This is a genomic window from Alteromonas sp. ABH4_457, from assembly GCF_056160625.1.
On record NZ_JBSWXN010000006.1, the window covers coordinates 216,473 to 238,104 of the forward strand.

A 21,632-nucleotide genomic window follows, 5' to 3' on the forward strand; every position below is an offset into this window, starting at 1 on the left:
AATGTATGTATGCAAGTTAAATCACGCTTTATTGCCTTGTCAGTACTGGCAAGTCTGAGTATTTTTGTCATTATGATGAGTAATGACTTCGGCCAGATCATGAGTTTAACGGCCGGTCTTACTATTCTTATCGCTATGCTCTGGATGACCGAAGCATTACCTATTCCCGTCACGTCTCTTATTCCGTTTTTTGCCTTTCCCATGGCGGGAGTGATGACCTATCAGGAAGCCTCATCGGCGCTGGGAAGCCACGTTATCTTGTTGTTGATGGGCGGCTTTATGTTGTCCAAGTCGCTGGAAAAATCCGGCGTACACCGCAGGCTGGCAGTTTATATGCTGAAGCTTACCGGGGCCTCAAATGCTAAGCGGCTGGTGCTCGGTTTTATGCTTACCTCTGCGGTTCTCAGTATGTGGATATCGAATACGGCCACTACGCTGATGCTGCTGCCCATTGCACTGGCAATAATCAGCTCTGTGGATTCTCCCCGTCTGGCATCAGCCATTTTACTGGGGATTGCCTACGCTGCCAGTATCGGTGGGGTAGGTACACCAATTGGTACGCCGCCGAATATCATTTTTATGAGTGTGTATCAGCAAACTACCGGCACTGAGCTGAGCTTTCTGGACTGGATGAAAACCGGTATTCCGGTAGTCATACTGGCTATTCCGGTGATGGCGCTGTGGCTTACACGTCATCTTGGTCAGATCCCCACGGTGGTATTACCGGACACCGGTGACTGGAAACCGGCTGAGCGCCGGGTGCTGATTTCATTTTTAATTATTGCGCTGGCATGGGTTTTCCGGCCGTTCTGGACACAGTGGCTGGGCATGACGAATGTGAGTGACAGTACTATCGCCATGGCTGGTGTGGTAATGATGTGCCTTATTCCGGACGGCAATAAGGAAAAGCCGGGACAAATCCTCGACTGGGATACTGCCGCTCAGATCCCCTGGGGTCTGCTGATGGTTTACGCCGGCGGTATTTGTCTGGCTAAAGCTTTCACTGTATCAGGCTTAAGTGTGGTGCTGGGGGAAGCACTGACCAGTTTATCGGTATTACCGGTCATGCTGCTGATCCTGGTGTTGTGTCTTGCAGTGAGCTTTGTGACTGAAGTGACGTCCAATACAGCCACAGCTACGTTGTTGATGCCAATTCTGGCCAGTGCCGCTATTGCCCTCGACCTCGACCCTGTGGTGTTAATGATGCCTGCTGCTATCAGTGCCAGTTGCGCGTTTATGATGCCGGTTGCCACGCCGACAAATACGATTGTATATGGCAGTGGTCATATTAATATGCAGACAATGATAAGAGAGGGCACCATTCTGAATATACTGGTGGCATTTGTGGTCACCGGCGTGGTCATTGTCACACGCCTTTAGCTGCCGGTGAAAGACATCAGCTATTGCTGATGTCTTCTGATTTGCACGATCATGCCAAACATGGGGTGGTCAAAGTAGTGGATTTGTTTACTGATCACCCGGCGTACCTGATGAAAAGGCACCGCCTGCAATTCAAATTCAGGCTGCCCGTTTTCGCTCTCTCCCGTCGTTACCGGCTGACGGTACTGCATCTCACTGTCGATGTGCAGATAAGGTACCCGGTTAATATATTTCAGATACACTTTCAGAAAACCATCTAATTGCCAGATGGCAGGAGTAAGGCCTTCGTTAGCCTGTGCGACAGTCGTATTTTGTGCTGTATCCGTCTGCATGATTTGTTCAGGTTCCGCTGCCATCATGTCGTCAAAACTCACCGTGCCGGCACGGTTCAGACGTGAAGATAACTGCGTAAAGAAATCATCCTGTGTCAGCGTTAAATTTTCTTGTGCCTCTGCCTGTTCGGCAGATTGCGGTAATGCCGGTTTAATGGCTTCACCGTTCATTGTGAAGCTGTCCGCATAATTGTCGCCGGCGATGATCCGCATGGCTGCAGCTTTTTGTTCACCGAACTTCACCGGCTGACGCCAGGCAATATGAAGCATACGGTTCAAGCCCCGGGTTTGCCGGATCTGCCGTGAAAGTTTAGTCAGTTCCAAACTGTCATAAGGCAGTAAGTGTGCAAACCGGGCGAATTCTGTATCCCGGCCATCAAGAAACTCCGGCACAACATCCGGTGCGGGAAGAGAATTATCCGGTTTGTAAGTCTGCCATTTACCATTTTGCCAGCTTAACCAGTCCCGCGGCGGTTCACAGTAGCTGAAACGGGGAACCGTGACGGGTGTAACCGTATTGATCCCGGAAAAAGCAATCCAGTACTCAGCGATTTCTGAATCTGTGACAGGGTCAAAAGCCGGCATATCCGGTTCTTCGTCTGTAATAGCCATTTCGCCGGATGAAAACCCGTCATTGCCGGTTTCTACGCTGAACGTTTCTGCCAGCGCATCTTTGCGGTTCTGCTGAGGCTGTTCTGTTTCATCAGATAAGTCCGTTGCCGCATCAAAATCAGATGCGCCGATGTTTGACAACCCGGTGTTATCAGCGCTTGTACCGGTATTCTCTGATAACAGTGACTGCGAGGCTTTCCAGCGTGCATAGTCAGCCTGAATGTCTTCCAGTGACGGCGTATCCATCCACAAAGGGGAGGAGGGCACACCACAGGTGGCGAGACCTTGCTTAATGTAACTGATATCAGGACGAAGATAGTTATCAATCAGATTTAACTCAGCCACAGACTGAGCCAGTGGTGTTTCAGCAAATTGCTCATTGAGCTCACTGATGCTGATGTTACGATCGAAAATGATCACTTCCACATCAAACCACCAGTCATCCGCAGCAAATACTGGTGAAGCGGTATTTAAAAGAAGTCCTGCTGCTAAAGCGACTACCCGTTTCATGCTTACTTTGTCTCCATGGCAAAGTCGTTCAGTACATTTTCAATCAGGGATAACCGTTCTTCTGCTGTTTCGGTTTTCTTCACCAGACGCAACTTCTGGCTGCCTTCAAAACGGAACGTATCAGAACGGGTTTGTACCAGTTGTATGATATACCCCGGATCCACCGGCGTATTTTCTCTGAATTCAATGGTGCCGCCAATGCTGGTCAGGTCGATTTTTGTTATACCCAACCGTTTTGCGATGAGTTTGAGTTCAGCGACTTTGATAAGTTGTTTAGCCGGCAACGGCAGTAAGCCAAATCTGTCTATACACTCAACCTGGAATTCATCAATGGCATCTTTACTCTGACAACTTGCCAGTTGCTTATAGAGTGAAAGACGCTGATTAACATCTGCAATATAGTCATCGGGCAACAGCGCAGGAATACGCAGCTCAATTTCCGTCTGATTGGCTGAAGCATCTTCCAGACTGGGCTCGCGACCTTCCTTCAATGCTGTCACAGCCTGGTCCAGCATATCCATGTACAGCGTAAAACCGATAGAGGCTATCTGCCCCGATTGATCATCGCCGAGCAATTCACCGGCACCACGAATTTCAAGGTCATGGGTAGCCAGTGCGAAGCCTGCGCCCAGATCTTCCAGGCTGGCGATGGCTTCCAGACGCTTGGCCGCATCTTTCGTCATCCGCTTCGGATGAGGGGTAAGCAGGTATGCGTATGCCTGGTGGTGAGAACGGCCCACACGTCCGCGCAACTGGTGAAGCTGCGCCAGACCGAGGTGGTCGGCTCTGTCCATAATGATAGTGTTAGCGGTAGGAACATCAATACCTGTCTCAATGATAGTGGTACACACCAGCACGTTATAGCGCTGGTGATAGAAATCACTCATCACGGTTTCCAGTTCCCGCTCACGCATTTGTCCGTGACCGGTGGCAATACGCGCTTCAGGGACAATTTCGGCAATTTCTTTCGCGGTTTTTTCGATGGTATCCACTTCATTGTGGAGGAAGTAAACCTGACCACCACGAAGAATTTCACGCATAACCGCTTCACGGATCACCGACGTATTGCGTTGCTGCACAAAAGTCTTTATCGATAAGCGGCGTGCCGGCGGCGTAGCGATGATGGATAAATCACGCATACCGGACAATGCCATGTTCAGCGTTCTCGGTATGGGGGTAGCGGTAAGGGTCAGAATATCTACATCTGCACGCAGGGATTTGAATTTTTCCTTCTGACGCACGCCAAAGCGGTGTTCTTCGTCAATGATCACAAGGCCAAGATCGTTAAATTCAATGTCGCTGCTGAGCAGTTTGTGGGTGCCCACCACGATGTCCACCTGGCCCTCTTTGATGCCGTCGACAACGGTTTTCTGCGCTTTACCGCTGACAAAACGGCTCATTACCTGAATATTAAACGGCCAGTTTGCAAAGCGGTCTTTGAAATTTTCAAAATGCTGTTGTGCCAGCAGGGTGGTTGGCACAAGTATGGCCACCTGTTTACCGTGATTGGCAGCCAGAAAAGCTGCCCGCATGGCTACTTCTGTTTTACCGAAGCCCACGTCACCACAAACCAGTCTGTCCATGGCCTGCGGAGAACCCATATCCTGAATAACGGCATTGATGGCCTGAATTTGATCCGGTGTTTCTTCAAAAGGAAAGCTGTCGGCAAAGCTCTGGTAATCTTCCCAGTTGATGTCGTAGGCGTACCCCGGTTTTGCTGCCCGTTTGGCATAGACATTCAACAGTTCCGCAGCCACGTCGCGGACCTTCTCGGCTGCTTTTTGTTTCGCTTTTGTCCACGCATCTGAGCCCAGTGAGTTCAGTGGCGCATGATCCACATCGCCGCCGGTATAGCGTGAAATCAGATGCAGAGAAGACACCGGCACGTAGAGCTTTGACTGCTTTGCATATTCAATGCACACATACTCGGTCATCACGCCGCCGGCATCCAGGGTTTGCAAACCCGTATACCTGCCCACGCCGTGATCAAAGTGAACCACCGGTTGTCCAACAGACAGTTCAGCGAGGTTGCGGATAATGGCACTTTCATCCGTTGCCTGCCGTTTGTCACGTAAGCGGCGCTGACTGACCTTATGGCCCAGCAGTTCTGTTTCAGTAATAAACAGAATATTGCCCTGTTCACGCTGCCACTCGAAGCTGTTTTCTACCAGACCAACACAAATGCCTGCAGCAACATCACTGTCGATGAAGTCACTGAGTTGCTGAACGGCTTCAGGGCGGATCCCTGCTTTATTCAGCAGAGTCAGCAGGTTTTCCCGCCGTCCCTGAGATTCAGCACAGAAAAGCACACGGCTGCCGGCATTCCGGGCGGCTTTCATTTTTTCCGTCAGCGCCTGAGCCGGCTGTTTCTTCTGTGGATTAAACGCGATGTCTTTAAGGCTTTCGCATCCGAGGTTGGATTTTCCTGCTTTTTCTTCTAAAGCGTCTGCGTGCAGCGTAATCCGCGGCCAGTTTTTGACCTGTTCGAAAAGTTGGTTAACTGGCAGAAACAGTGCTTCAGGGCTGAGCAGGGGGCGTGATAAGTCGTATCTGCGCTGTTCGTAACGCTCAGCCACATCTGCCCAGAAAAACTCGCTGGCGTCCATGACATCGCCATGCAGCATCAGGACGGCATTATCGTGGAGATAGTCAAACAGGGTAGCAGTATGGTCAAAAAACAGCGGCAGATAGTATTCGATACCGCCGGGCATGGTGCCTTTAGATACCTGACTTAATACCGATTCCTGCGAACTGTTGCTGTCGAAGGTTTCCAGGTAACGGGCTCTGAAGGCTGAAAGTGCAGCTTTGTCGGTGGGAAATTCTCTTGCCGGTAACAACCGGATTTCATCAACGGCATCCGCAGAGCGCTGGTTTTCTGTTTCAAAATAGCGGATAGAATCAATTTCATCATCGAATAAATCAATGCGGAATGGTCTGTCACTGCCCATGGGAAACAGGTCGATAATGGAACCGCGAATGGAAAATTCGCTGTGGCTCATTACCTGGTTTACATGCAGATAGCCGGCCTGTTCGAGATTGCGCCGGAACTGTTCACGGTCGAGGGTATCGCCTTTATGAACCATCAGCAGATATTTATTCAAATAATCTACCGGTGCCAGCCGTTGCATCAGCGTGTTTACGGGAACGATGAAGATACCGCTGGGCTCGTTCGCCATCCGGTACAAAGTTTCCATCCGCTGGGAAACAATATCCTGATGGGGCGAAAACATATCATAAGGCAGAGTTTCCCAATCAGGGAACAAGGTGGTAACACTACGGTCGTTATCTAAAAACCATGCAAGTTCCCGCTGGAGCTTCATGGCTGACGGTGTGTCAGCGGTGATAACAACCACCGGTCCTTTATGCTGCTTGTATGCCTGGCTGACGGCCAGAGCGCGGCTACTGCCTTTTAACTGACCCCATTGCTGGTGATCACCTGTGCTGCCGGCCTTTTTTGCCTTCGGCAGTGGTAAAGAAAAAATTGTGGCTGTCATGTCACCTTGAAAACTATTGGCTGGTTATCATGGAGTTGCGTGAGAGCGAACTATTCCTGTTTGTCCTGAGCGCGTTTGCGCAGCTGCTGGGTTTGCAAATGCAAACTGGCGCGCACCAGCAATTCCTGATCCTGTTCGCGGATGCTGCGGAAAATGAAGGATATATGGTAATCATCTCCGTGCTGCTGGCAAGCAATAACTTCACCGAAACAATAAACAGCCGCCGCTTCCTGATTGAGAAACAGCTTCAGTTCAGCCAGCGTACCGGTTTCGTAAGGCGATGCGGTACTGACGATTATACCGCCGCCGCCAAACTTAACGGTTTGATAGCGACAGGTCTCATCGTCCTGCTGGTGTAGTATATAAGACATCATCAGGTCGATTTTTCTGGCCTGATGGTTCAGATAATCAGTCAGCGCTGCAGCGTGGTCTCCGAGATTACGCAGCGGTCTTAATGCCTGTGCCTCGATGGCAGCCATTTCCCCGGCAATTCTGAATGCATAGGGCATGACGGATTCAAGATCGTCACTGGCAGGAACGGGTTTACCCGCTTCCAGCGGCACTACGTTTACCGGCAGTTCACTGGTAATCATGAAGAACTCGTCGAATTGTGCCTGTTTATCTGCCAGTGTCTCGTTGCTCATTTAAATCCTGCTACATCAATCTTGTACGTAGTAAAGCTTACACGTAGACTAACAACTTTACTAATACGGTTGCCGTATTACGCCATTTACTTTTTCCGACGCCGGGTTTTCATGTTTCAACCAGTCTCTGCCTTTCTGGCGCTGCGCTATTCTACTGCGAATAAACAAAATAGCTTTGTTTCGTTCATTAACTTTTTTTCAGTCGCCGGAATTGCACTGGGTTTGATGGCGCTGATCATTGTGTTATCGGTGATGAACGGGTTTGAAGGGCAATTAAAGCAGCGCATTCTGGGTATTCTGCCTCATGTGGTTGTACATGCGGAACCATCTGCGGCTCCCTTTGAAAGCATTGCCGGTGTAGACCATGTCATGCCGTTTATCGAAACAGAAGGGGTTTTACAGGCAAGAAGCGGGCTGAGAGGTGTGCAAATTCAGGGCGTTGTGCCGGAAGATATGCAGGACTCTGTGGTGGCAGAAAACATGGTGGCCGGTAAGTTCACCGGTCTGGAAAGCGGCAGTTTTAATGTGATTGCCGGTCAGGCGCTGGCTGTTCAACTCGATCTCAGACCGGGGGATACAATGCGTCTTCTTGTGGCTGGAGCGAGTGTATACACCCCGCTGGGACGCATGCCGGCTCAGCGTATTGTAAAAGTAGCAGGGTTGTATGGGGTTAATTCTCAGATGGATGACAAGGTCATCTTTATGCATCTGGACGATCTGAAAAGGTTATTAAGGAAACCGCAGGATGCGTCCTCAGATACCCGCCTTTTCCTTAACGACGCCTTTAATTACAGTGCGGTCATAAACACATTAGACGGGCAGGGCTTTTCATCCGATAACTGGCGGGAACGTCAGGGGCCCCTGTTCGATGCTGTGAAAATGGAAAAAAACATGATGTTTATGATGCTGCTGCTCATCATTGCAGTAGCGGCATTTAACATTGTTTCTGCGCTGGTGATGGTAGTCACTGAAAAGCAGGGTGACATTGCCATTTTACAAACTCAGGGAATGGAAGCCGGTCAGATACGGACAGTCTTTTTACTTAACGGCCTGTTTAACGGTGTGAAGGGCGCTATACTTGGCCTGGTACTGGGTGTTGTAGTAGTGTTGCAACTGAATAATTTGCTGGCACTGCTGGATATTCAGCTGGCATTGTCTGCCGACGGGCAGGGGATCCCTGTGGATTTACGTTGGCATCAGGTCATTATGGTGACACTATTTTCACTGGTATTGTGTTTGCTGGCCAGTGTTTACCCTGCTGTGAGAGCGATGAAAGTGCATCCTGCTACGGCGCTGCAGAACGAATAAACTGGCTTGTACCATGTTGACCATGTGGTTAATTTTGCGTGCAAATAACCTTAATTTTCACTATACTTCCCGCCTTTCAAATCTGGCCGGATAAATGCTATGAACAAAAACTTTATTACCTCCCAATCTCTTCTGGAAGACTCGTTCCGTTTAGCGGCTATGGTATATGAAGATGGCTTCCGGCCGGACTTCATTATCGGTATCTGGCGTGGTGGTGCGCCTATTGGTATCGCTGTTCAGGAATTTTTTGAATTCAAAAATACCCCAACTGACCACATCGCAGTGAGAACATCGTCTTACTACGGTATCAACAAACAGTCGAAAGAAATCCGTGTTCACGGTCTGCATTATCTGGTCGAGAATGCTAATGCTGACGACAAACTGCTGATTGTTGATGATGTATTTGATTCCGGCCGCAGTGTGGATGCGCTTATCAAACAGGTGCGTAAACTGATGCGTCTGAATATGCCGAAAGATATCCGTATTGCCTGCCCCTGGTACAAGCCACAGAACAACAAGACGGAAATTGTTCCTGACTATTATGTAAATCAGAGCGATGAGTGGCTGGTATTTCCTCACGAAATCGCTGGTTTGAGTGAGGAAGAAGTGCGGGAAGGTAAAACCGAACTGGCCGGTGTGATGGATATTCTTTACAAGAAAGACTAGTAGATCCTGCTGTTAAATGTGTCTGCGCTATATGCGCAGACAGCTGTCGTCCCACCGGTATTCCATTTGTCTGGCTGTTGCTTCAGCATCAGCTTTCTTCGTAATATCAGCTACCAGCGTTAACGCCATGTCGATGCCGGCTGATATACCGCCACTGCTGTAAAGCGCGCCCTCATTCACTACCCGGCAATGTTCATGCACAGTGAGTGACGGATAAAGCCTGCGTAAATCAGCAATGTCCTCCCAATGTGTTGTCATATTATGGCTATCCACAATCCCTGCTTCAGCAAGCAAGAATGAACCTGTACACACTGATGCCACTATCTTTGCACTGGCAGATGCCTGTTTGATCCATGCCAGCAACACAGGATTGTTCAATTCGCGGGTATGATCGCCGCCAACCACCACGAGGATGTCCGGTTTCTCTGCATCTGCAAATGTAGTGTGGCTCTGTACCATAAAACCCGCACGGGCTTTAATCATGGCAGTTTCGGCTACCAGTTGTACCTGCCAGTTAAACTGGTGGACCCGCACAGCCGTGGTAAAGACTTCGTAGGGCCCGGCGAAATCAAGCACCTCCGCGTCAGGGTATATCACAATGGCAAAGCGTAATGGCTGTCGGTTATTTTCCGTCGATATAGAATTTGTCATGGAAGGTGTAGACCAGTTCAGGTTTATAGACGATGAGCAATGTCATAGTCATACCATTTAACAGTCCTTCGGGGAAGAGCAGTAAGGGGATAAGAATAAGGTAGTTATCTCTTACGGTTTGCCAGTCATATAAACCGTCAGCCAGGTAATATCCCCCCAGCAAACCCATTTTCAAAGCTATGACTATGGCGCCCGGGAAAAATGCACAGGCAAATATGTAGACGAACAGATTACGGGGGATTTTGTGAAATGCGGTCATAAAGATGACGTAGCTGACACACACAGGCATGACAACGCCAAGCAGACCATTTACGCCGATCATGTGCCATTGTTCAGTACCGGTTAATGTTATACCGGTAAGGGCCACGGCTCCGGCGATCAGCGCCTTTCTGAATCCGAGTGTCAGCGTTAGTGCACTCAGCCATAAAAAATGAACATCCAGCCCCTGATAAATCCCGGCACGGAAAATCCACAAAAAAAACAGCAGCGCGGTATAACCGAATAACACATGCTGCTGTCTCTTATCTTTTAACAAAGCCTGCCAGGACAGATTCCTGATTATCACAATCATCAGTCCGGTGAACAGAATAAGTGCGAATGTTTGCAGGCTTGTCAATGATGACCTCGTTAGTTAAATATCATACACCGTCCAGATAGGAGCATGATCAGACGGCTTTTCAATGCCGCGCAATTCGTAATCAATACCGGTTTCCTGAAGTCCTTCATGTACTGGCTTTGTTGCCAGGATATGGTCAATGCGCAGACCCCGGTTGTCGTTAAATCCTTTTGAGCGGTAATCGAACCAGCTGAACTGGTCGCTTACTTCCGGATTTTGTGCTCTGAAGCTGTCGGTCACGCCCCAGTCGTAGAGTGTGTTAATCCACTCCCGTTCTTCCGGTAAAAAAGAGCATTTGCCGGTTTTCAGCCAGCGTTTACGGTTATCCTCGCCAATGCCGATATCATTGTCTGCCGGCGAAATGTTCAGATCACCCATAATGATGACGTTGTCATCCTGACTATGGTGGTCACTGAGATACCCCATTAAATCGGCATAGAATTTACGCTTCGCCGGGTACTTGGTTTCATGCTTTTCATTCTCGCCCTGAGGGAAATAGCCATTCAGTACCCGTACCGGCTGACCATTTTTACCTGCTAACGTCACCATTATCATGCGGCGCTGAGCGTCTTCTTCATCAGTGGGAAAACCGTATTGCACATTCAGCGGCTTCTCTTTTGTGAGCATAGCCACACCGTAGTGACTCTTCTGTCCGTGGAAGAAAACGTGGTAACCCATCGCTTCCACATCAGCAACAGGAAACTGCTCGTTATGCACTTTGATTTCCTGCAAACCGATGACATCCGGCTGGTGTTTTTCAATCAGTGCAGACAGCTGATGCAACCGCGCACGAATCCCGTTAATATTAAAAGATACTACTTTCATGAAATTCACTGTTAATTAATTTATTGCAATCATAGCAAAACCGCTGTGCTGCCTGAAGACAGGCACAGGCTATTTTGCAGCTTTTGAGTTAAGCAGGTTCACTGTAGTGTGAGGCAGTATTAATGATACTTTCAAAAACCTGTCTGGCAGCGTCTCCCGCATCATCATCGTTGATATTATTGGCCCGGGCCCAGTCAGTAGCGCCTGCTTTAAACGTTTCCCAGTTTGCGCCGGTTTCTGCCATGGCACGGTAGTATTGCTGCGGCAAACCGGGATGACGTGACTGCAGCCAGCGACTGATGATACTGCCGCCCATGGACGATCCCATCCACACATAACTGAATGCCAGCAGGCTGGTTGGTGACTGAGATGATAATGCAGATTTGAACTCAGGCTGTTCTTCCAGCACCCCTAAAATTTGCAGGTCCAGGTTAAGTGCATCAATGACATCATCGACTATTATCAGGTGACGTATTTCATCAGGTAAGCGGGCCACGAAAGGCGCGGCATAAACGTGAAAAGCCCTTAGTACAGACAAGGCTCTGCCATAATGCAGCGGACTGAACGCTTCACTGCGCATCTGGTAACAAAACGGGTAGGTGGCTTCTAACTGCTTGTGAGGTTCTGACGATGATTCTCTGAGTGTTAAAAATAGTTTATTTATATTCATCAATAAGTTGATCTGATATTCTGAAAATGTTGTAAGACATTAAGCCGTAAAATATTCTAAAAGTCATAAGCACGGTTCAAAGACATGGATAACGCCACTTCATCAGACTTCACTGTCGATCTGACTAATTGCGACAGGGAACCCATTCATCTGCCGGGCAGCATACAATCTTTTGGTTGTCTGATTGCCGTGCGCGCCGACTGGCTGATTGCGTTTTGCTCAGCCAATACTGAACATTATCTGGGTGTACCTGTGGATGACGTTGCCGGAGAACCGCTGAAAAACTGGTTTGACAAAACGACGTTACACCATATTCGTTCTTCCTTACAGTCTTCCATGATTACCGGCAGAAATGAACGGTTGTTTGCACAAAAAGTTGTGGCTACCGGACTGACTGTTGATATCTCTGTTCATCATAATGGTCTTTATACGCTGATAGAGCTGGAAGAAGTGCACAGTGAACGTAAAGCTGATGAGCAGTTTGTGCGATCTCTGCTGACGCAATTTTACCGTGCCGCCGACAGTAAAGAACTCATTGATCAGGTTGCCCAGCAAATACAGCTTATCACCGGATATGACAGAGTGATGGTGTATAAGTTCCTGCCGGACGGGGCAGGAGAAGTGGTGGCTGAAAGTAAGCAATTTAAGTTGGAACCTTTTCTTGGCTTGCGTTACCCCGCCTCTGATATCCCTAAGCAGGCCCGTGCCTTGTATGTGAAAAACCTGCTGAGGGTGATTGCTGATGTGGATGACACAACGGTGCCGGTGTTACCTGTTGTGAAGGGGACTGACAGTCAAATTGATATGTCATTTTCCACTCTGCGTGCGGTCTCTCCCATCCATATCGAGTATTTGAAGAACATGGGGGTGAAAGCCTCCCTGTCTGTTTCCATTGTCATTAACGGTAAGTTGTGGGGTTTGTTTGCCTGCCACCACTACAGCCCTAAAGTACCGTCGTATTATCAACGGACGGAACTGGAGCTTTTTGCTGAGGTATTTTCCCTGGAGTTGTCGTCGCGGTTAATGACGGAGCAAAGTGTCGAACGGGACAGAGTGCGGCATGTTCATAATCGAATTATGTCGACCATTCCGACCTCCGGTTCGCTGGCACAGGGTATTGCTGATCAGTTTCCTGTCATGCGCGACCTGATAAAATGTGACGGTATTTGCGTCATCGTAGACGGTGAAGTACGCAGCGAAGGGCATGTTCTGGAACCGGATAACCTCAAGAGGTTGTGCCGTCAGTTGAACGCACTGGCAGCCAGCGAAATTGCCGCCATTGACACTCTGGCGGATTTTATGAGTGGTTATCAGACCGATGTTCACGGCATTGCCGGTGTGCTGGCGGTCCCTGTATCAAAAAGTCCCAGAGATTATTTGCTGTTTTACCGTCAGGCACAGACCAAAACCGTAAGCTGGGCAGGTAATCCGGAAAAACCGGTGGTGGCCGGGCCGAATGGCGCCAGACTCATGCCAAGGAGCAGTTTCGACGTTTGGCAGCAAACTCACAGTGACAGTTGTCACGAGTGGCTTGAGCAGGAACTTAATGACGCAGATTCTTTGCGGGTGACCCTTCTTGAAGTAATGATAAGACACATTCAGGAAAGGGACAGTATTCGCCTGCAGGCTGCACGAAAACATGAAATTCTGATATCGGAACTGAATCACCGGGTACGGAACATTCTGAATCTGGTCAACGCCATTGTGATGCAAACTGAGCAAGCTGGCAGAACACTGGAAGAATTTATTCAGGTTCTCAGTGGCCGTCTGGTTGCTCTGGCATCCGCTCATGATCAGCTTACTGCGTCAGACTGGACTGATATTTCATTCCGTAAGTTACTGGAAACTGAAATTCAGGCCTATGTGAATTTATCTAACAGTATTGAGCTCCATGGCGAGGATGTGTTGATAGCGCCTTATGCAGCCACGCCTCTGGTGCTGGTGATGCATGAAATGTTTACCAATGCAGCAAAATATGGCGCGCTTTCGAACTCAGGTGAAAAGGGCACGGTGTCTGTCCACTGGTCTGTATCGAAAAAATCTGAGTTAATCATCCGTTGGGAAGAAACTGGCGGTCCTCCTGTGTCGCTGCCTGGTAAAGACAGTTTTGGTATGACAATGATACGGAATGTCATTCCCCATGAGCTTGAAGGCGAAGTGGACATTGAGTTTTCTCCGGGTGGCGTAAAAGCGACACTGGTGATCCCCCATCGTTATCTTGTCGTTAAAGACACCTCTGCGGACAGTGAAAATGTAGCAACGATTGAAGAACCCGATACGTCTTTAAGCATGCCGGAATATGCTCTGGTAGTCGAAGATAGTCTGGTGATTGCCCTTGATATGCAAAAAAAGCTGAAGGCGCTTGGTGTTCAGAATGTCGCTGTAGCAGGTACGCTTGCCGCAGCGCGCCGTTCTGTTGAAGGGCGCGAACCCGGCCTGGCCGTTTTTGACGTGCATCTGGGTAATGAAACCAGTTTTGACCTTATCAGACAGCTTTCGGTCAAAGGTATTCCTGCCATTATCGTTAGTGGTTATGGTGAGGATGTAGACATCCCGGATGAAATAAAGCACGTACCGGTGTTAACCAAGCCGGTCACCGGGCAGGATTTAATGACTACTCTGGCGCAAATCTTGTAAGACTGATTGACGCAGTCTTCATTCATGATTAAGAGTAATGTGTAACTTAGCGTCAACCGTCGTCTTCAGACTTATCCGGCGGTGATAACAGGAGTCGTGATGAGTTTACTGGAAAATAAGCGGGTGCTGGTGGTGGAAGATACCACTATTGCGGCAACGTATCTGGCCCGCGAACTTACTCATATGGGCGCTGAAGTCGTCGGGCTTGCCCGCTCAGAGTCGCAGGCCGTTGATATGGCTGAGGAACTCGAACCTGAACTTATTCTGATGGACATCCATCTGGCCGATGGTGGAAGTGGTATTGAAGCCGCGCGGATCATCGCCAGCAAAATTGTTGCGCCATTGATTTATACGACGTCGTTTTCTGACGACACTACATTGAGTCAGGCACTGGAAACGTCGCCATATGGCTACATTGTTAAACCATTCGATACTAAAACATTGAAAGTCAGTTGTGAAACTGCGTTAAAGCGGTTTGAACTGGAACAGAAAATCGTATTCAACACGGTGCTGCCTGAAATTCAGCGCGACACTGCGGCGCCTCTCAGTCGCGGTGAGGTTTTAACAAATGAAACAGAGAAGAGGCACCGACTTTCTGACGTGATCTTTGATCAGTTATCCGAAGGTGTCGCTATTATTGATGATGCCTTTATAGTCACAGAGGCAAACCGTTCACTGGCAACCTTGCTGACCGGTGATGTGTCTACCCTGAAAGGGCAGGACATCACCCGATATGGTTTTAACCATGATCTCTTTTCACGTTGTGATGAACTGGCACAGTCTGATCGTGTATACCGTCATAAATTATCACTGCGAAACGGCACGGAAGCGATGTTTCCCGCTTTTATTACCCTGTCATGCCTGGAAGCAGGAACGGACAGGCAGCAATACGTCCTGACAGTATCTGACATATCAGATTTGTCCCGTGCAGAGCGTAAGCTTGAGGAGCTGGCGTTCCGGGACCCGCTCACCGGAACGGGAAACCGCAATTATATGAAGCTGTTGCTGGATGAGGTGAAATTTTCGCGCTGCATCCAGTCTCTGATTTTTATTGATTTGGATGGTTTTAAGCAAATTAATGACCGCTACGGTCATGATATTGGCGATGCGTTGCTGGTAACCTGCGCTCAACGCCTGCAGTCTGAACTGAGAAACACAGATACATTAATCCGCCATGGTGGCGATGAATTTGTTGTGCTTGTTCAGGACAACGCTGACATATTAGCGCTGACACAAAAAATGCTGGTGTCTCTGGCCAAACCTTATCATTGTCACAGTGTGCCACTTTCTGTCACTGCCAGTATTGGTGTCGCTGATTTTGATATACAGGACAGCACAGAAGATTTGCTGAAACACGCTGATATCGCTATGTATGAGGCGAAAAAGCAGGGTAAGAACCAGACTGTGGTTTATTCCTCTGACCACGAAACGGCTATTGAATACCGTTTGCTGGTGGAAGAGAGTTTGCTCGCTGCTATTAAAAATCAGGATTTATACGCCAGTTTTCAGCCTATTGTTGACCGTGAAGGCAAGGTTGTCGCTCTTGAAGCCCTTTGCCGCTGGCGGGGGAAAGATGTAAAAGACATGCAGCCGGATACATTCATTCCTGTGGCCGAAGAAACGGGTTTGATCAATCCCTTAGGCTTAAAAATGTTGAGGGAAGTATGCATTGCAAGCGGAATGCTTGAAGCACAGGACTTAAGTCACATCAGGATCCACATTAACGTGTCGTTATTGCAGCTCAGTTCAACAGCGCTGGTGGATCAGTTTGTCACCTACTTTGCGGATTTCAATGTATCGCCGTCATCCGTGGTGATCGAGATTTCAGAGCGGGCTATAGTCGATGCCGGCGCTAAGCGTATTATCCGCGCGCTGGAAGATTATGGGTTTACTGTGGCGCTGGATGATTTCGGACATGGTCTTGTGGCCTTATCCGAATTAACGGATAACCGGGCGTCGGTGATAAAATTCGACGGTACCTGGCTTGTCAGACTGGAAGATGAACCAATGCGATTACTGGCGGCGTCGCTGGTGGATTTAAATAAGCGTTTGGGTAAATCAGTTATTTTTGAAGGCATAGAGTCTCCCGCACAGGCGGCATTTGCCAGAGAGGTAGGGGCAGATTTATTCCAGGGCTTTTTATATGCCCGGCCAAAGTCTCTGACGGAAATCCTCAGAATGCTTGCGCCTGAAGAGGCACGTGTTGCCTACTAAAGTGGTTATTCTAAAGGATTGATAGCTGCCAATGATTGCTGCGGAGATATTGTCGTATTTTGAATGCGGGGATAGCCGAAGCAATCGGGGCAGGGCATATCATGTAATGCTTTGAACAATGCCTGCTCGTGGCCGGTAGATATTGAAAATGTGCAGAATGACGGGTTGGTTTCCATCATAAACAGACAAAAATCTACCACAGGCTCATGTTGAATTAAGCTATTTTGCAGTTCCTTGAAGCAGACCAGTGCTGTGTTTATCAGTGTCTGAAACTGTAAATCAATATCGGAAAACGCATTCTCAGTGATGTCCAGCCAGGGAAATTGCACAGTAATAGTTTTCTGTGATGGTGCGCCGGCAGGGAGTGTTGCCCGGTACAAAATGAAAGCTCTTTCATTAAACGATATTCGGTGTAATGTCAGAAAGTCATCGGGCAGTAATGAACAAAACTGACTGTGTGGTGCTGTAATTTCCATTTTACTTTGTCTTACCGGTATTCGTCTTCTAAGTTCTGCTGGTGAACATACATGGAGATAGGAAATTTATCATAGATGTTGTTGTCGTCTTCATGCATTGAATGAACAACAAACAAGTTGTTTACCGGCACGTCGTTTGAACCGGCAAAAACATTAATAAATTCTTTTACCAGCACGTGGCTGCTAATTGTGGTCTCGTCTGTGATCTGCCTGGCCAGATCATTGATCCGGTCCAGGCATCCCATGAATTCGTCCAGTAACGAAACCAGCTCTATGCTTCGTGGCGTTTCTTTCAAAACCGACGCTCTGAAATCCGTGGGACCACCGAGAAAGTCACGGTCGATATACGCTTTGATTTCGTAGCGGCGGGCAGCGTCAGGTGAGTCAGATACAGGTTGCCCGCTTATTTCAATTTCGTGGACGCTGATCCCGTAATAAGACACATAGTCGTACAAACTGTCTACAAACCGGTAGGCGAAAGAGCGCTGATATTCAATTTCCATGCGCCGGGTGAGCCTGTTAATTTCGTAGCGGTCCTGGATGCAGGCCTGCACATGCCGTTTGATTTGTGCCGTGAACGTCCGGCCACTAAGAATATAATTATTCACCGCGGCGTTAAGGCGTGTCTTTGCGTCAATTAAGTGCTCAGGGTGAGCATTATCGAGATAGGCAGTCCCCACGGCTTTGAGCGCTTCTGTAATCAGGCCGTAATTAGTTCTGACCAGTTTAAATTTATGCCGGATAGCATAAGCTGAAGATAGACGTTTTCTTGCCCGTTTTAACTCCCGGAATTGCTCCTCATCAAGAGGCATTGAGGCTGCATGTGCCGGCGAAAGGATACAATAGGATGAGCTCATCAATACGTTACTCAGTTAACGCAGTCTTTAATCACAATTATGGAGATTAGCACGGAAAGGCGGGAGTTTATATTAGTTTCCCGGTCTCTCTGTGGGTATAATCCGCCGGAAATTATTTATGTGAGAAAATTATGTTCCCGGATACCGTATCTGAAACTTTACCTGAAATTGTACAAAGCCAGGCTGCATCCTTGTCACCGGAAGAACGTACCGCGTTGTTTCTTCAGTACTCTACCAAAGCACAGTCAGTGTGGCTGGTAAAAGGAGAGGAAGGCTTCGTGATGTTCGAAAATGACGGTGCGGTGGTGTTGCCCGTATGGCCCCATAAAGATTTGATCAATACATGGGAAGTGGCAGCACACACCACATTAACAGCGGAAAATGTGGCGCTGGACACGTTCATGGAAACCTGGCTGCCCGGCATGGCTGCTAACAATACCCATGTGTGTGTTTTCCCGCTTACCAGTGACGATGCCGGCATTATCATGACAGCTTCTGAACTGGCAGACAGCCTGCAAGAAGAGGCAAAATAAAATGACCCTGCCGCCGCTTGCCGTCGGGGTCAGTGAGGCCCGTGGTTGGGATAATGTTATGCGCCACATTATGCTGGCAGGCAAGCATTTACCGGTGTTGCCTGAATCTTTACGCTCTGCCGGCAACAAAATTGCCGGTTGTCAGAGTAATGTGTGGCTGGACGTAAATACTGAAGACGGCGCCTCGCCATTTCTGGCGTGGTCTGACTCGAAGGTGATAAGAGGCTTGTTGGCGGTAATGCTTGAAAAAGCTGCTTTAAGCGGGCCGCTGACCGTTGCTGAATGGCAGGAATTCTTGCAGCAGGCAGGTCTTGAACGCTATCTCAGTGAGTCACGCACCAGTGGTTTGCGCTATGTCATTGCCGCGCTTGCTGATCTTAAATGACACGATTGTCCCGGATGCGTTCTAACACGCCGTTAAAACAATCAATATCCGGCTCGTTAACATCGCACTGAAAGGGCAGTTGCCGCGAAATGCGTTTTACCTGTTCAGTGTCATCTACATAACTATATACACAGGCATGTGTGAACAGAATTTCCGTCCATGCGGAAGGTAACGGTGAAGAGGAACGGATAAATGCATCAATGTAAGGCAATAAGTCGTATTCAGCCTCAGCAGACAAGCTGGCAATATATTTCACTGCGTCGTTGGCTTCATCTTTTAAACCGTACGCCCGCCCGTACTGGATGGAACTGACAGCTTCAGCCACTCCCTGACAAAAATATACATTGTCATCTTCCTGTGCACTGGCAGAGCAGGACAACAGGGTAAGTAGTAAGGTGCTGATCAGTGTTTTCATTCATCTTTCCTGAGAGGCTGACAAGTTAAGCATAGCAACTATTGTCCGTGATGTTTATTTTTTGCCTCTATCCATTGTGACATAAATTGTGAAGCCCGCAGTGACTGGTGCCATACCATCGCCTGCAAAAACCACTGCCGGCGATCGGCGTGAAGGCGGTTGCGACGGTCATCAACTTCATCAAGGAGCATTCGCTGGTGTTTTACTGAGTCAAAATGACTGGCCGCAAAACGTTTGCCATCTTCTGACGCTTTTAACCATAGATTTTCATCAGTATATAGTGTGACAGCAGATTCAACAAAGTCTTCGTTGGTATGTGTAACCATACCGGGCCAGGTTTTCTGCTCACCAATCCCTTCTGCACCGGTTGTTGTGGTTACAGAGGGCGTACCGCATTGCATGGCTTTCACCAGTTTTCCTTTCACGCCCGCGCCAAATCTTACGGGGGCCAGCATTATCCGGTGAGATGCAATGGTTTCATCTGCATTCTCAGCCCATCCCCTGACGTGAAATCCTCTGGCCGGATTATGTAAAGCCATTGCCTTCTTAGGAGGATACGCGCCGTATATATTCAGGTTAATGCCCGGCAGGCGCTTTCTGACAGCCGGCCAGATCTGTTGTAGCTGAAGTACCGCATCCCAGTTCGGGGCATGCCGGAAATTACCGATAAAAACAAAATCTGAGCGGGCATGGAAGTCTGGCAGAGGTGTCCGGCACCCGGTCGTAAGCAGCGGCAGGTGCAGCAATTGCTCCCGGGGGATCGGGAAATTGCTTTGCAGCCAGTTCAACTCCTGGTCAGAAATGATCAGCGTCAGGTCACTGCGCAGAATGGCGGCCACTTCCCTGATAGTCATATCATTGAATGTGCTGGGAAAATTGTCTGATTTGTTGCCGCTTTTAACCTGCTCGTGACGCTGATGTCTGAGGCTGTGCAAGTCTTCCGTATTTAAAATGTGCATTGCGTCCGGGCAAGCGCCGCGCACTCTTGCACTGAACTGCTCTTCAGTCATAAAGCGGTCGAACACCACCACATCCGGCGAAATAGCGGCAATACGCTCATCGAAACTGCTGCAATTCAGTGCCACACTTTCTGTCGTCAACCCGTCTAAATCCAAATCAGCGCAATGCTCAGACGCATTGGCGGCAGTCATAAATACTACCCGCCAGCCATCACTCAGGAAGCCGGTGATAATACCCATCATGTTCTGTCCCGCTGCTGAAGAGTCAGGCTCAGGCCACACAAAACCGATAATCACAGCCACAGGCCGGGAAGATGAAAACGCAGTGCTCACAAGGTGTTCCGCTATCAAAAGACGGTATGTTACCAGACTCGGGGCAGGGTATGCATTTTAAGACTTATGTATCTGGTCATACGTCGTCTCTCTTATACCTTTACGTTAAACTTCAAATAATTCCCGGGCCCGTATTATTTAAGGCCTTAAACTGAAAAAGTGTGGCATGTTACGATTTCCTGGCCTATACATGTAAACAGCGAGCTGAAAAAAGGAACGCCTGCTGAACAAGGTCTACAGGATATTGCCGGAGTATTGTTGTGATGAATGCACAAGATATTGCAGAAAAAGCGAGTGGGGTGTTTGTACTGCCTGATGCAGTGACCCGGTTAAAAGAGTGTATGGATGACAACGCAGCCAGCATTGATGATATTGCTGAAATCATTGCTTTTGACCCGGGGCTTACCAGCCAGATGCTGAAAGTCGCTAACAGTGCGCTGTACCGCTTCCCCAATAAAATTGAAACCATCAGCCGTGCACTGCAAGTCATCGGAACACGATCAGCCTACGACCTTGCGCTAGCTTACGGTATTACCCACGCATTTAGTGATATCAACGCCAAAGTTATCGATTTGGACAAATTCTGGGAGCAGAGCGTCAGTTGCGGCTTGCTGGCAAAATATTTTGCTGAAAACAAACGTATCCGCGAACCTGAGAAACTGTTTGTGTGCGGTTTGCTGCATAACATCGGAGAGCTGGTGATAGCATCAGAGATGCCTCAGGAAGCGAAACGATGCCTGGCTTTCAATGCCAGAGTCAGTCCCGCTGAATTGCAAAAAGCCATTCTCGGCTTTACCTATGCTGAATTGTCGTCTGCACTGGTGCAGTGCTGGGGGATCCCTGAATCTATCTATCGTCCGGTATCGCTGATCCACGACGTCGACAGCGGAGTGGACGATTCCGATACCCTTATTCTGCAACTCAGTTACGTGCTGGCTCTGGATAACGTAAATCCTGAGGTGTATCCGAGCTATCACAACCTTTCGCCGGAGCTGCACGACAGACTGGCGTTGAAGCGGGAAGACCTGGAAGATGCGCTGGATATCACAAACCTGCAGTGTATCAGTGTGATGTCACTGTTTAATCCGAACTCATTTATTCTGTACTGACCGCCG

At 48.7% G+C, this 21,632-nt stretch carries 19 protein-coding genes; 8 read left to right on the forward strand and 11 right to left on the reverse strand.

All coding sequences use genetic code 11. From position 1 onward, the window contains the following. Positions 1-9: 9 nt before the first annotated feature. Positions 10-1,380 (forward strand): SLC13 family permease, encoded by a 1,371-nt coding sequence (locus tag ACXAGR_RS16315; RefSeq protein WP_474851299.1) that lies wholly within the window; start codon positions 10-12, stop codon positions 1,378-1,380. Positions 1,381-1,400: 20 nt separating this feature from the next. On the opposite strand, the gene ACXAGR_RS16320 is transcribed toward ACXAGR_RS16315, so the two are convergent. The 3 genes from ACXAGR_RS16320 to ACXAGR_RS16330 are packed head-to-tail and all read right to left on the reverse strand — an operon-like array spanning position 1,401 to position 6,972. Then, positions 1,401-2,834 (reverse strand): CsiV family protein, encoded by a 1,434-nt coding sequence (locus ACXAGR_RS16320; RefSeq protein ID WP_474851301.1) that lies wholly within the window; start codon positions 2,832-2,834, stop codon positions 1,401-1,403. 2 nt (positions 2,835-2,836) lie between these two features. Continuing rightward, positions 2,837-6,328 carry a transcription-repair coupling factor gene (mfd, locus tag ACXAGR_RS16325; RefSeq protein ID WP_474851303.1) on the reverse strand — a complete coding sequence of 1,164 codons (3,492 nt, stop codon included), beginning with the start codon at positions 6,326-6,328 and terminating at the stop codon, positions 2,837-2,839. Between the two features lie 50 nt (positions 6,329-6,378). Continuing rightward, positions 6,379-6,972, reverse strand: coding sequence for a PilZ domain-containing protein (locus tag ACXAGR_RS16330; RefSeq protein WP_303573996.1), 594 nt, complete (start codon positions 6,970-6,972; stop codon positions 6,379-6,381). Positions 6,973-7,083: 111 nt separating this feature from the next. Between ACXAGR_RS16330 and ACXAGR_RS16335 the strand changes: the two genes are divergently transcribed. Both ACXAGR_RS16335 and ACXAGR_RS16340 read left to right on the forward strand, forming a co-directional pair. Then, positions 7,084-8,280: a lipoprotein-releasing ABC transporter permease subunit gene (locus ACXAGR_RS16335; protein ID WP_474851305.1), complete on the forward strand. Its 1,197-nt coding sequence runs from the start codon at positions 7,084-7,086 to the stop codon at positions 8,278-8,280. A gap of 99 nt (positions 8,281-8,379) precedes the next feature. Continuing rightward, the gene (locus ACXAGR_RS16340) at positions 8,380-8,946 is read left to right on the forward strand and encodes a phosphoribosyltransferase (protein ID WP_474844375.1); all 567 of its coding nucleotides are present in this window, start codon (positions 8,380-8,382) and stop codon (positions 8,944-8,946) included. A gap of 27 nt (positions 8,947-8,973) precedes the next feature. Here ACXAGR_RS16340 and ACXAGR_RS16345 read toward each other — a convergent pair whose 3' ends face one another. The 4 genes from ACXAGR_RS16345 to ACXAGR_RS16360 form a co-directional block, all read right to left on the reverse strand. Next, on the reverse strand, positions 8,974-9,597 hold the full coding sequence (locus ACXAGR_RS16345; protein ID WP_474851307.1) for a DJ-1/PfpI family protein: 624 nt from the start codon (positions 9,595-9,597) through the stop codon (positions 8,974-8,976). Continuing rightward, positions 9,569-10,213, reverse strand: a complete 645-nt coding sequence (locus ACXAGR_RS16350; protein WP_303573992.1) for an energy-coupling factor ABC transporter permease — start codon at positions 10,211-10,213, stop codon at positions 9,569-9,571. The genes ACXAGR_RS16345 and ACXAGR_RS16350 overlap by 29 nt, the downstream gene beginning before the upstream one ends. 15 nt (positions 10,214-10,228) lie before the next feature. Continuing rightward, on the reverse strand, positions 10,229-11,038 hold the full coding sequence (xthA, locus tag ACXAGR_RS16355; RefSeq protein ID WP_474844373.1) for an exodeoxyribonuclease III: 810 nt from the start codon (positions 11,036-11,038) through the stop codon (positions 10,229-10,231). Positions 11,039-11,126: 88 nt separating this feature from the next. Further along, complete coding sequence (locus ACXAGR_RS16360) at positions 11,127-11,708, reverse strand: heme oxygenase-like domain-containing protein (protein ID WP_474851308.1); 582 nt, start codon at positions 11,706-11,708, stop codon at positions 11,127-11,129. Positions 11,709-11,792: 84 nt separating this feature from the next. Here ACXAGR_RS16360 and ACXAGR_RS16365 point away from each other — a divergent pair, with 84 nt between their 5' ends. Both ACXAGR_RS16365 and ACXAGR_RS16370 read left to right on the forward strand, forming a co-directional pair. Continuing rightward, positions 11,793-14,345, forward strand: coding sequence for an HWE histidine kinase domain-containing protein (locus tag ACXAGR_RS16365; protein WP_474851310.1), 2,553 nt, complete (start codon positions 11,793-11,795; stop codon positions 14,343-14,345). 99 nt (positions 14,346-14,444) lie between these two features. Further along, positions 14,445-16,559: a two-component system response regulator gene (locus ACXAGR_RS16370; RefSeq protein ID WP_474851312.1), complete on the forward strand. Its 2,115-nt coding sequence runs from the start codon at positions 14,445-14,447 to the stop codon at positions 16,557-16,559. 5 nt (positions 16,560-16,564) lie between these two features. On the opposite strand, the gene ACXAGR_RS16375 is transcribed toward ACXAGR_RS16370, so the two are convergent. Both ACXAGR_RS16375 and ACXAGR_RS16380 read right to left on the reverse strand, forming a co-directional pair. After that, positions 16,565-17,035, reverse strand: coding sequence for a hypothetical protein (locus ACXAGR_RS16375; protein WP_474851314.1), 471 nt, complete (start codon positions 17,033-17,035; stop codon positions 16,565-16,567). Between the two features lie 11 nt (positions 17,036-17,046). Beyond that, on the reverse strand, positions 17,047-17,892 hold the full coding sequence (locus ACXAGR_RS16380) for a hypothetical protein (RefSeq protein WP_474851316.1): 846 nt from the start codon (positions 17,890-17,892) through the stop codon (positions 17,047-17,049). A gap of 131 nt (positions 17,893-18,023) precedes the next feature. Here ACXAGR_RS16380 and ACXAGR_RS16385 point away from each other — a divergent pair, with 131 nt between their 5' ends. Together ACXAGR_RS16385 and ACXAGR_RS16390 are read left to right on the forward strand one after the other, a co-directional pair. Next, complete coding sequence (locus ACXAGR_RS16385) at positions 18,024-18,425, forward strand: DUF2750 domain-containing protein (protein WP_474851318.1); 402 nt, start codon at positions 18,024-18,026, stop codon at positions 18,423-18,425. 1 nt (position 18,426) lies between these two features. Beyond that, on the forward strand, positions 18,427-18,810 hold the full coding sequence (locus tag ACXAGR_RS16390; protein ID WP_474851320.1) for a SufE family protein: 384 nt from the start codon (positions 18,427-18,429) through the stop codon (positions 18,808-18,810). On the opposite strand, the gene ACXAGR_RS16395 is transcribed toward ACXAGR_RS16390, so the two are convergent. Then, on the reverse strand, positions 18,803-19,225 hold the full coding sequence (locus tag ACXAGR_RS16395; RefSeq protein WP_474851321.1) for a hypothetical protein: 423 nt from the start codon (positions 19,223-19,225) through the stop codon (positions 18,803-18,805). The genes ACXAGR_RS16390 and ACXAGR_RS16395 overlap by 8 nt on opposite strands. Before the next feature lie 38 nt (positions 19,226-19,263). Continuing rightward, positions 19,264-20,517: a glycosyltransferase gene (locus ACXAGR_RS16400; RefSeq protein WP_474851323.1), complete on the reverse strand. Its 1,254-nt coding sequence runs from the start codon at positions 20,515-20,517 to the stop codon at positions 19,264-19,266. 263 nt (positions 20,518-20,780) lie between these two features. On the opposite strand from ACXAGR_RS16400, the gene ACXAGR_RS16405 reads away from it, so the two are divergent. Next, positions 20,781-21,626 (forward strand): HDOD domain-containing protein, encoded by an 846-nt coding sequence (locus ACXAGR_RS16405; RefSeq protein ID WP_119501574.1) that lies wholly within the window; start codon positions 20,781-20,783, stop codon positions 21,624-21,626. Positions 21,627-21,632: the final 6 nt, after the last annotated feature.

Excerpts from the sequence above, each read along its gene's own strand:
- ACXAGR_RS16315 (WP_474851299.1), top strand. The coding sequence starts at position 10 with ATGCAAGTTAAATCACGCTTTATTGCCTTGTCAGTACTGGCAAGTCTG.
- ACXAGR_RS16320 (WP_474851301.1), bottom strand. The coding sequence starts at position 2,834 with ATGAAACGGGTAGTCGCTTTAGCAGCAGGACTTCTTTTAAATACCGCT.
- mfd (WP_474851303.1), bottom strand. The coding sequence starts at position 6,328 with ATGACAGCCACAATTTTTTCTTTACCACTGCCGAAGGCAAAAAAGGCC.
- ACXAGR_RS16330 (WP_303573996.1), bottom strand. The coding sequence starts at position 6,972 with ATGAGCAACGAGACACTGGCAGATAAACAGGCACAATTCGACGAGTTC.
- ACXAGR_RS16335 (WP_474851305.1), top strand. The coding sequence starts at position 7,084 with ATGTTTCAACCAGTCTCTGCCTTTCTGGCGCTGCGCTATTCTACTGCG.
- ACXAGR_RS16340 (WP_474844375.1), top strand. The coding sequence starts at position 8,380 with ATGAACAAAAACTTTATTACCTCCCAATCTCTTCTGGAAGACTCGTTC.
- ACXAGR_RS16345 (WP_474851307.1), bottom strand. The coding sequence starts at position 9,597 with ATGACAAATTCTATATCGACGGAAAATAACCGACAGCCATTACGCTTT.
- xthA (WP_474844373.1), bottom strand. The coding sequence starts at position 11,038 with ATGAAAGTAGTATCTTTTAATATTAACGGGATTCGTGCGCGGTTGCAT.
- ACXAGR_RS16360 (WP_474851308.1), bottom strand. The coding sequence starts at position 11,708 with ATGAATATAAATAAACTATTTTTAACACTCAGAGAATCATCGTCAGAA.
- ACXAGR_RS16365 (WP_474851310.1), top strand. The coding sequence starts at position 11,793 with ATGGATAACGCCACTTCATCAGACTTCACTGTCGATCTGACTAATTGC.
- ACXAGR_RS16370 (WP_474851312.1), top strand. The coding sequence starts at position 14,445 with ATGAGTTTACTGGAAAATAAGCGGGTGCTGGTGGTGGAAGATACCACT.
- ACXAGR_RS16375 (WP_474851314.1), bottom strand. The coding sequence starts at position 17,035 with ATGGAAATTACAGCACCACACAGTCAGTTTTGTTCATTACTGCCCGAT.
- ACXAGR_RS16380 (WP_474851316.1), bottom strand. The coding sequence starts at position 17,892 with ATGAGCTCATCCTATTGTATCCTTTCGCCGGCACATGCAGCCTCAATG.
- ACXAGR_RS16385 (WP_474851318.1), top strand. The coding sequence starts at position 18,024 with ATGTTCCCGGATACCGTATCTGAAACTTTACCTGAAATTGTACAAAGC.
- ACXAGR_RS16390 (WP_474851320.1), top strand. The coding sequence starts at position 18,427 with ATGACCCTGCCGCCGCTTGCCGTCGGGGTCAGTGAGGCCCGTGGTTGG.
- ACXAGR_RS16395 (WP_474851321.1), bottom strand. The coding sequence starts at position 19,225 with ATGAAAACACTGATCAGCACCTTACTACTTACCCTGTTGTCCTGCTCT.
- ACXAGR_RS16405 (WP_119501574.1), top strand. The coding sequence starts at position 20,781 with ATGAATGCACAAGATATTGCAGAAAAAGCGAGTGGGGTGTTTGTACTG.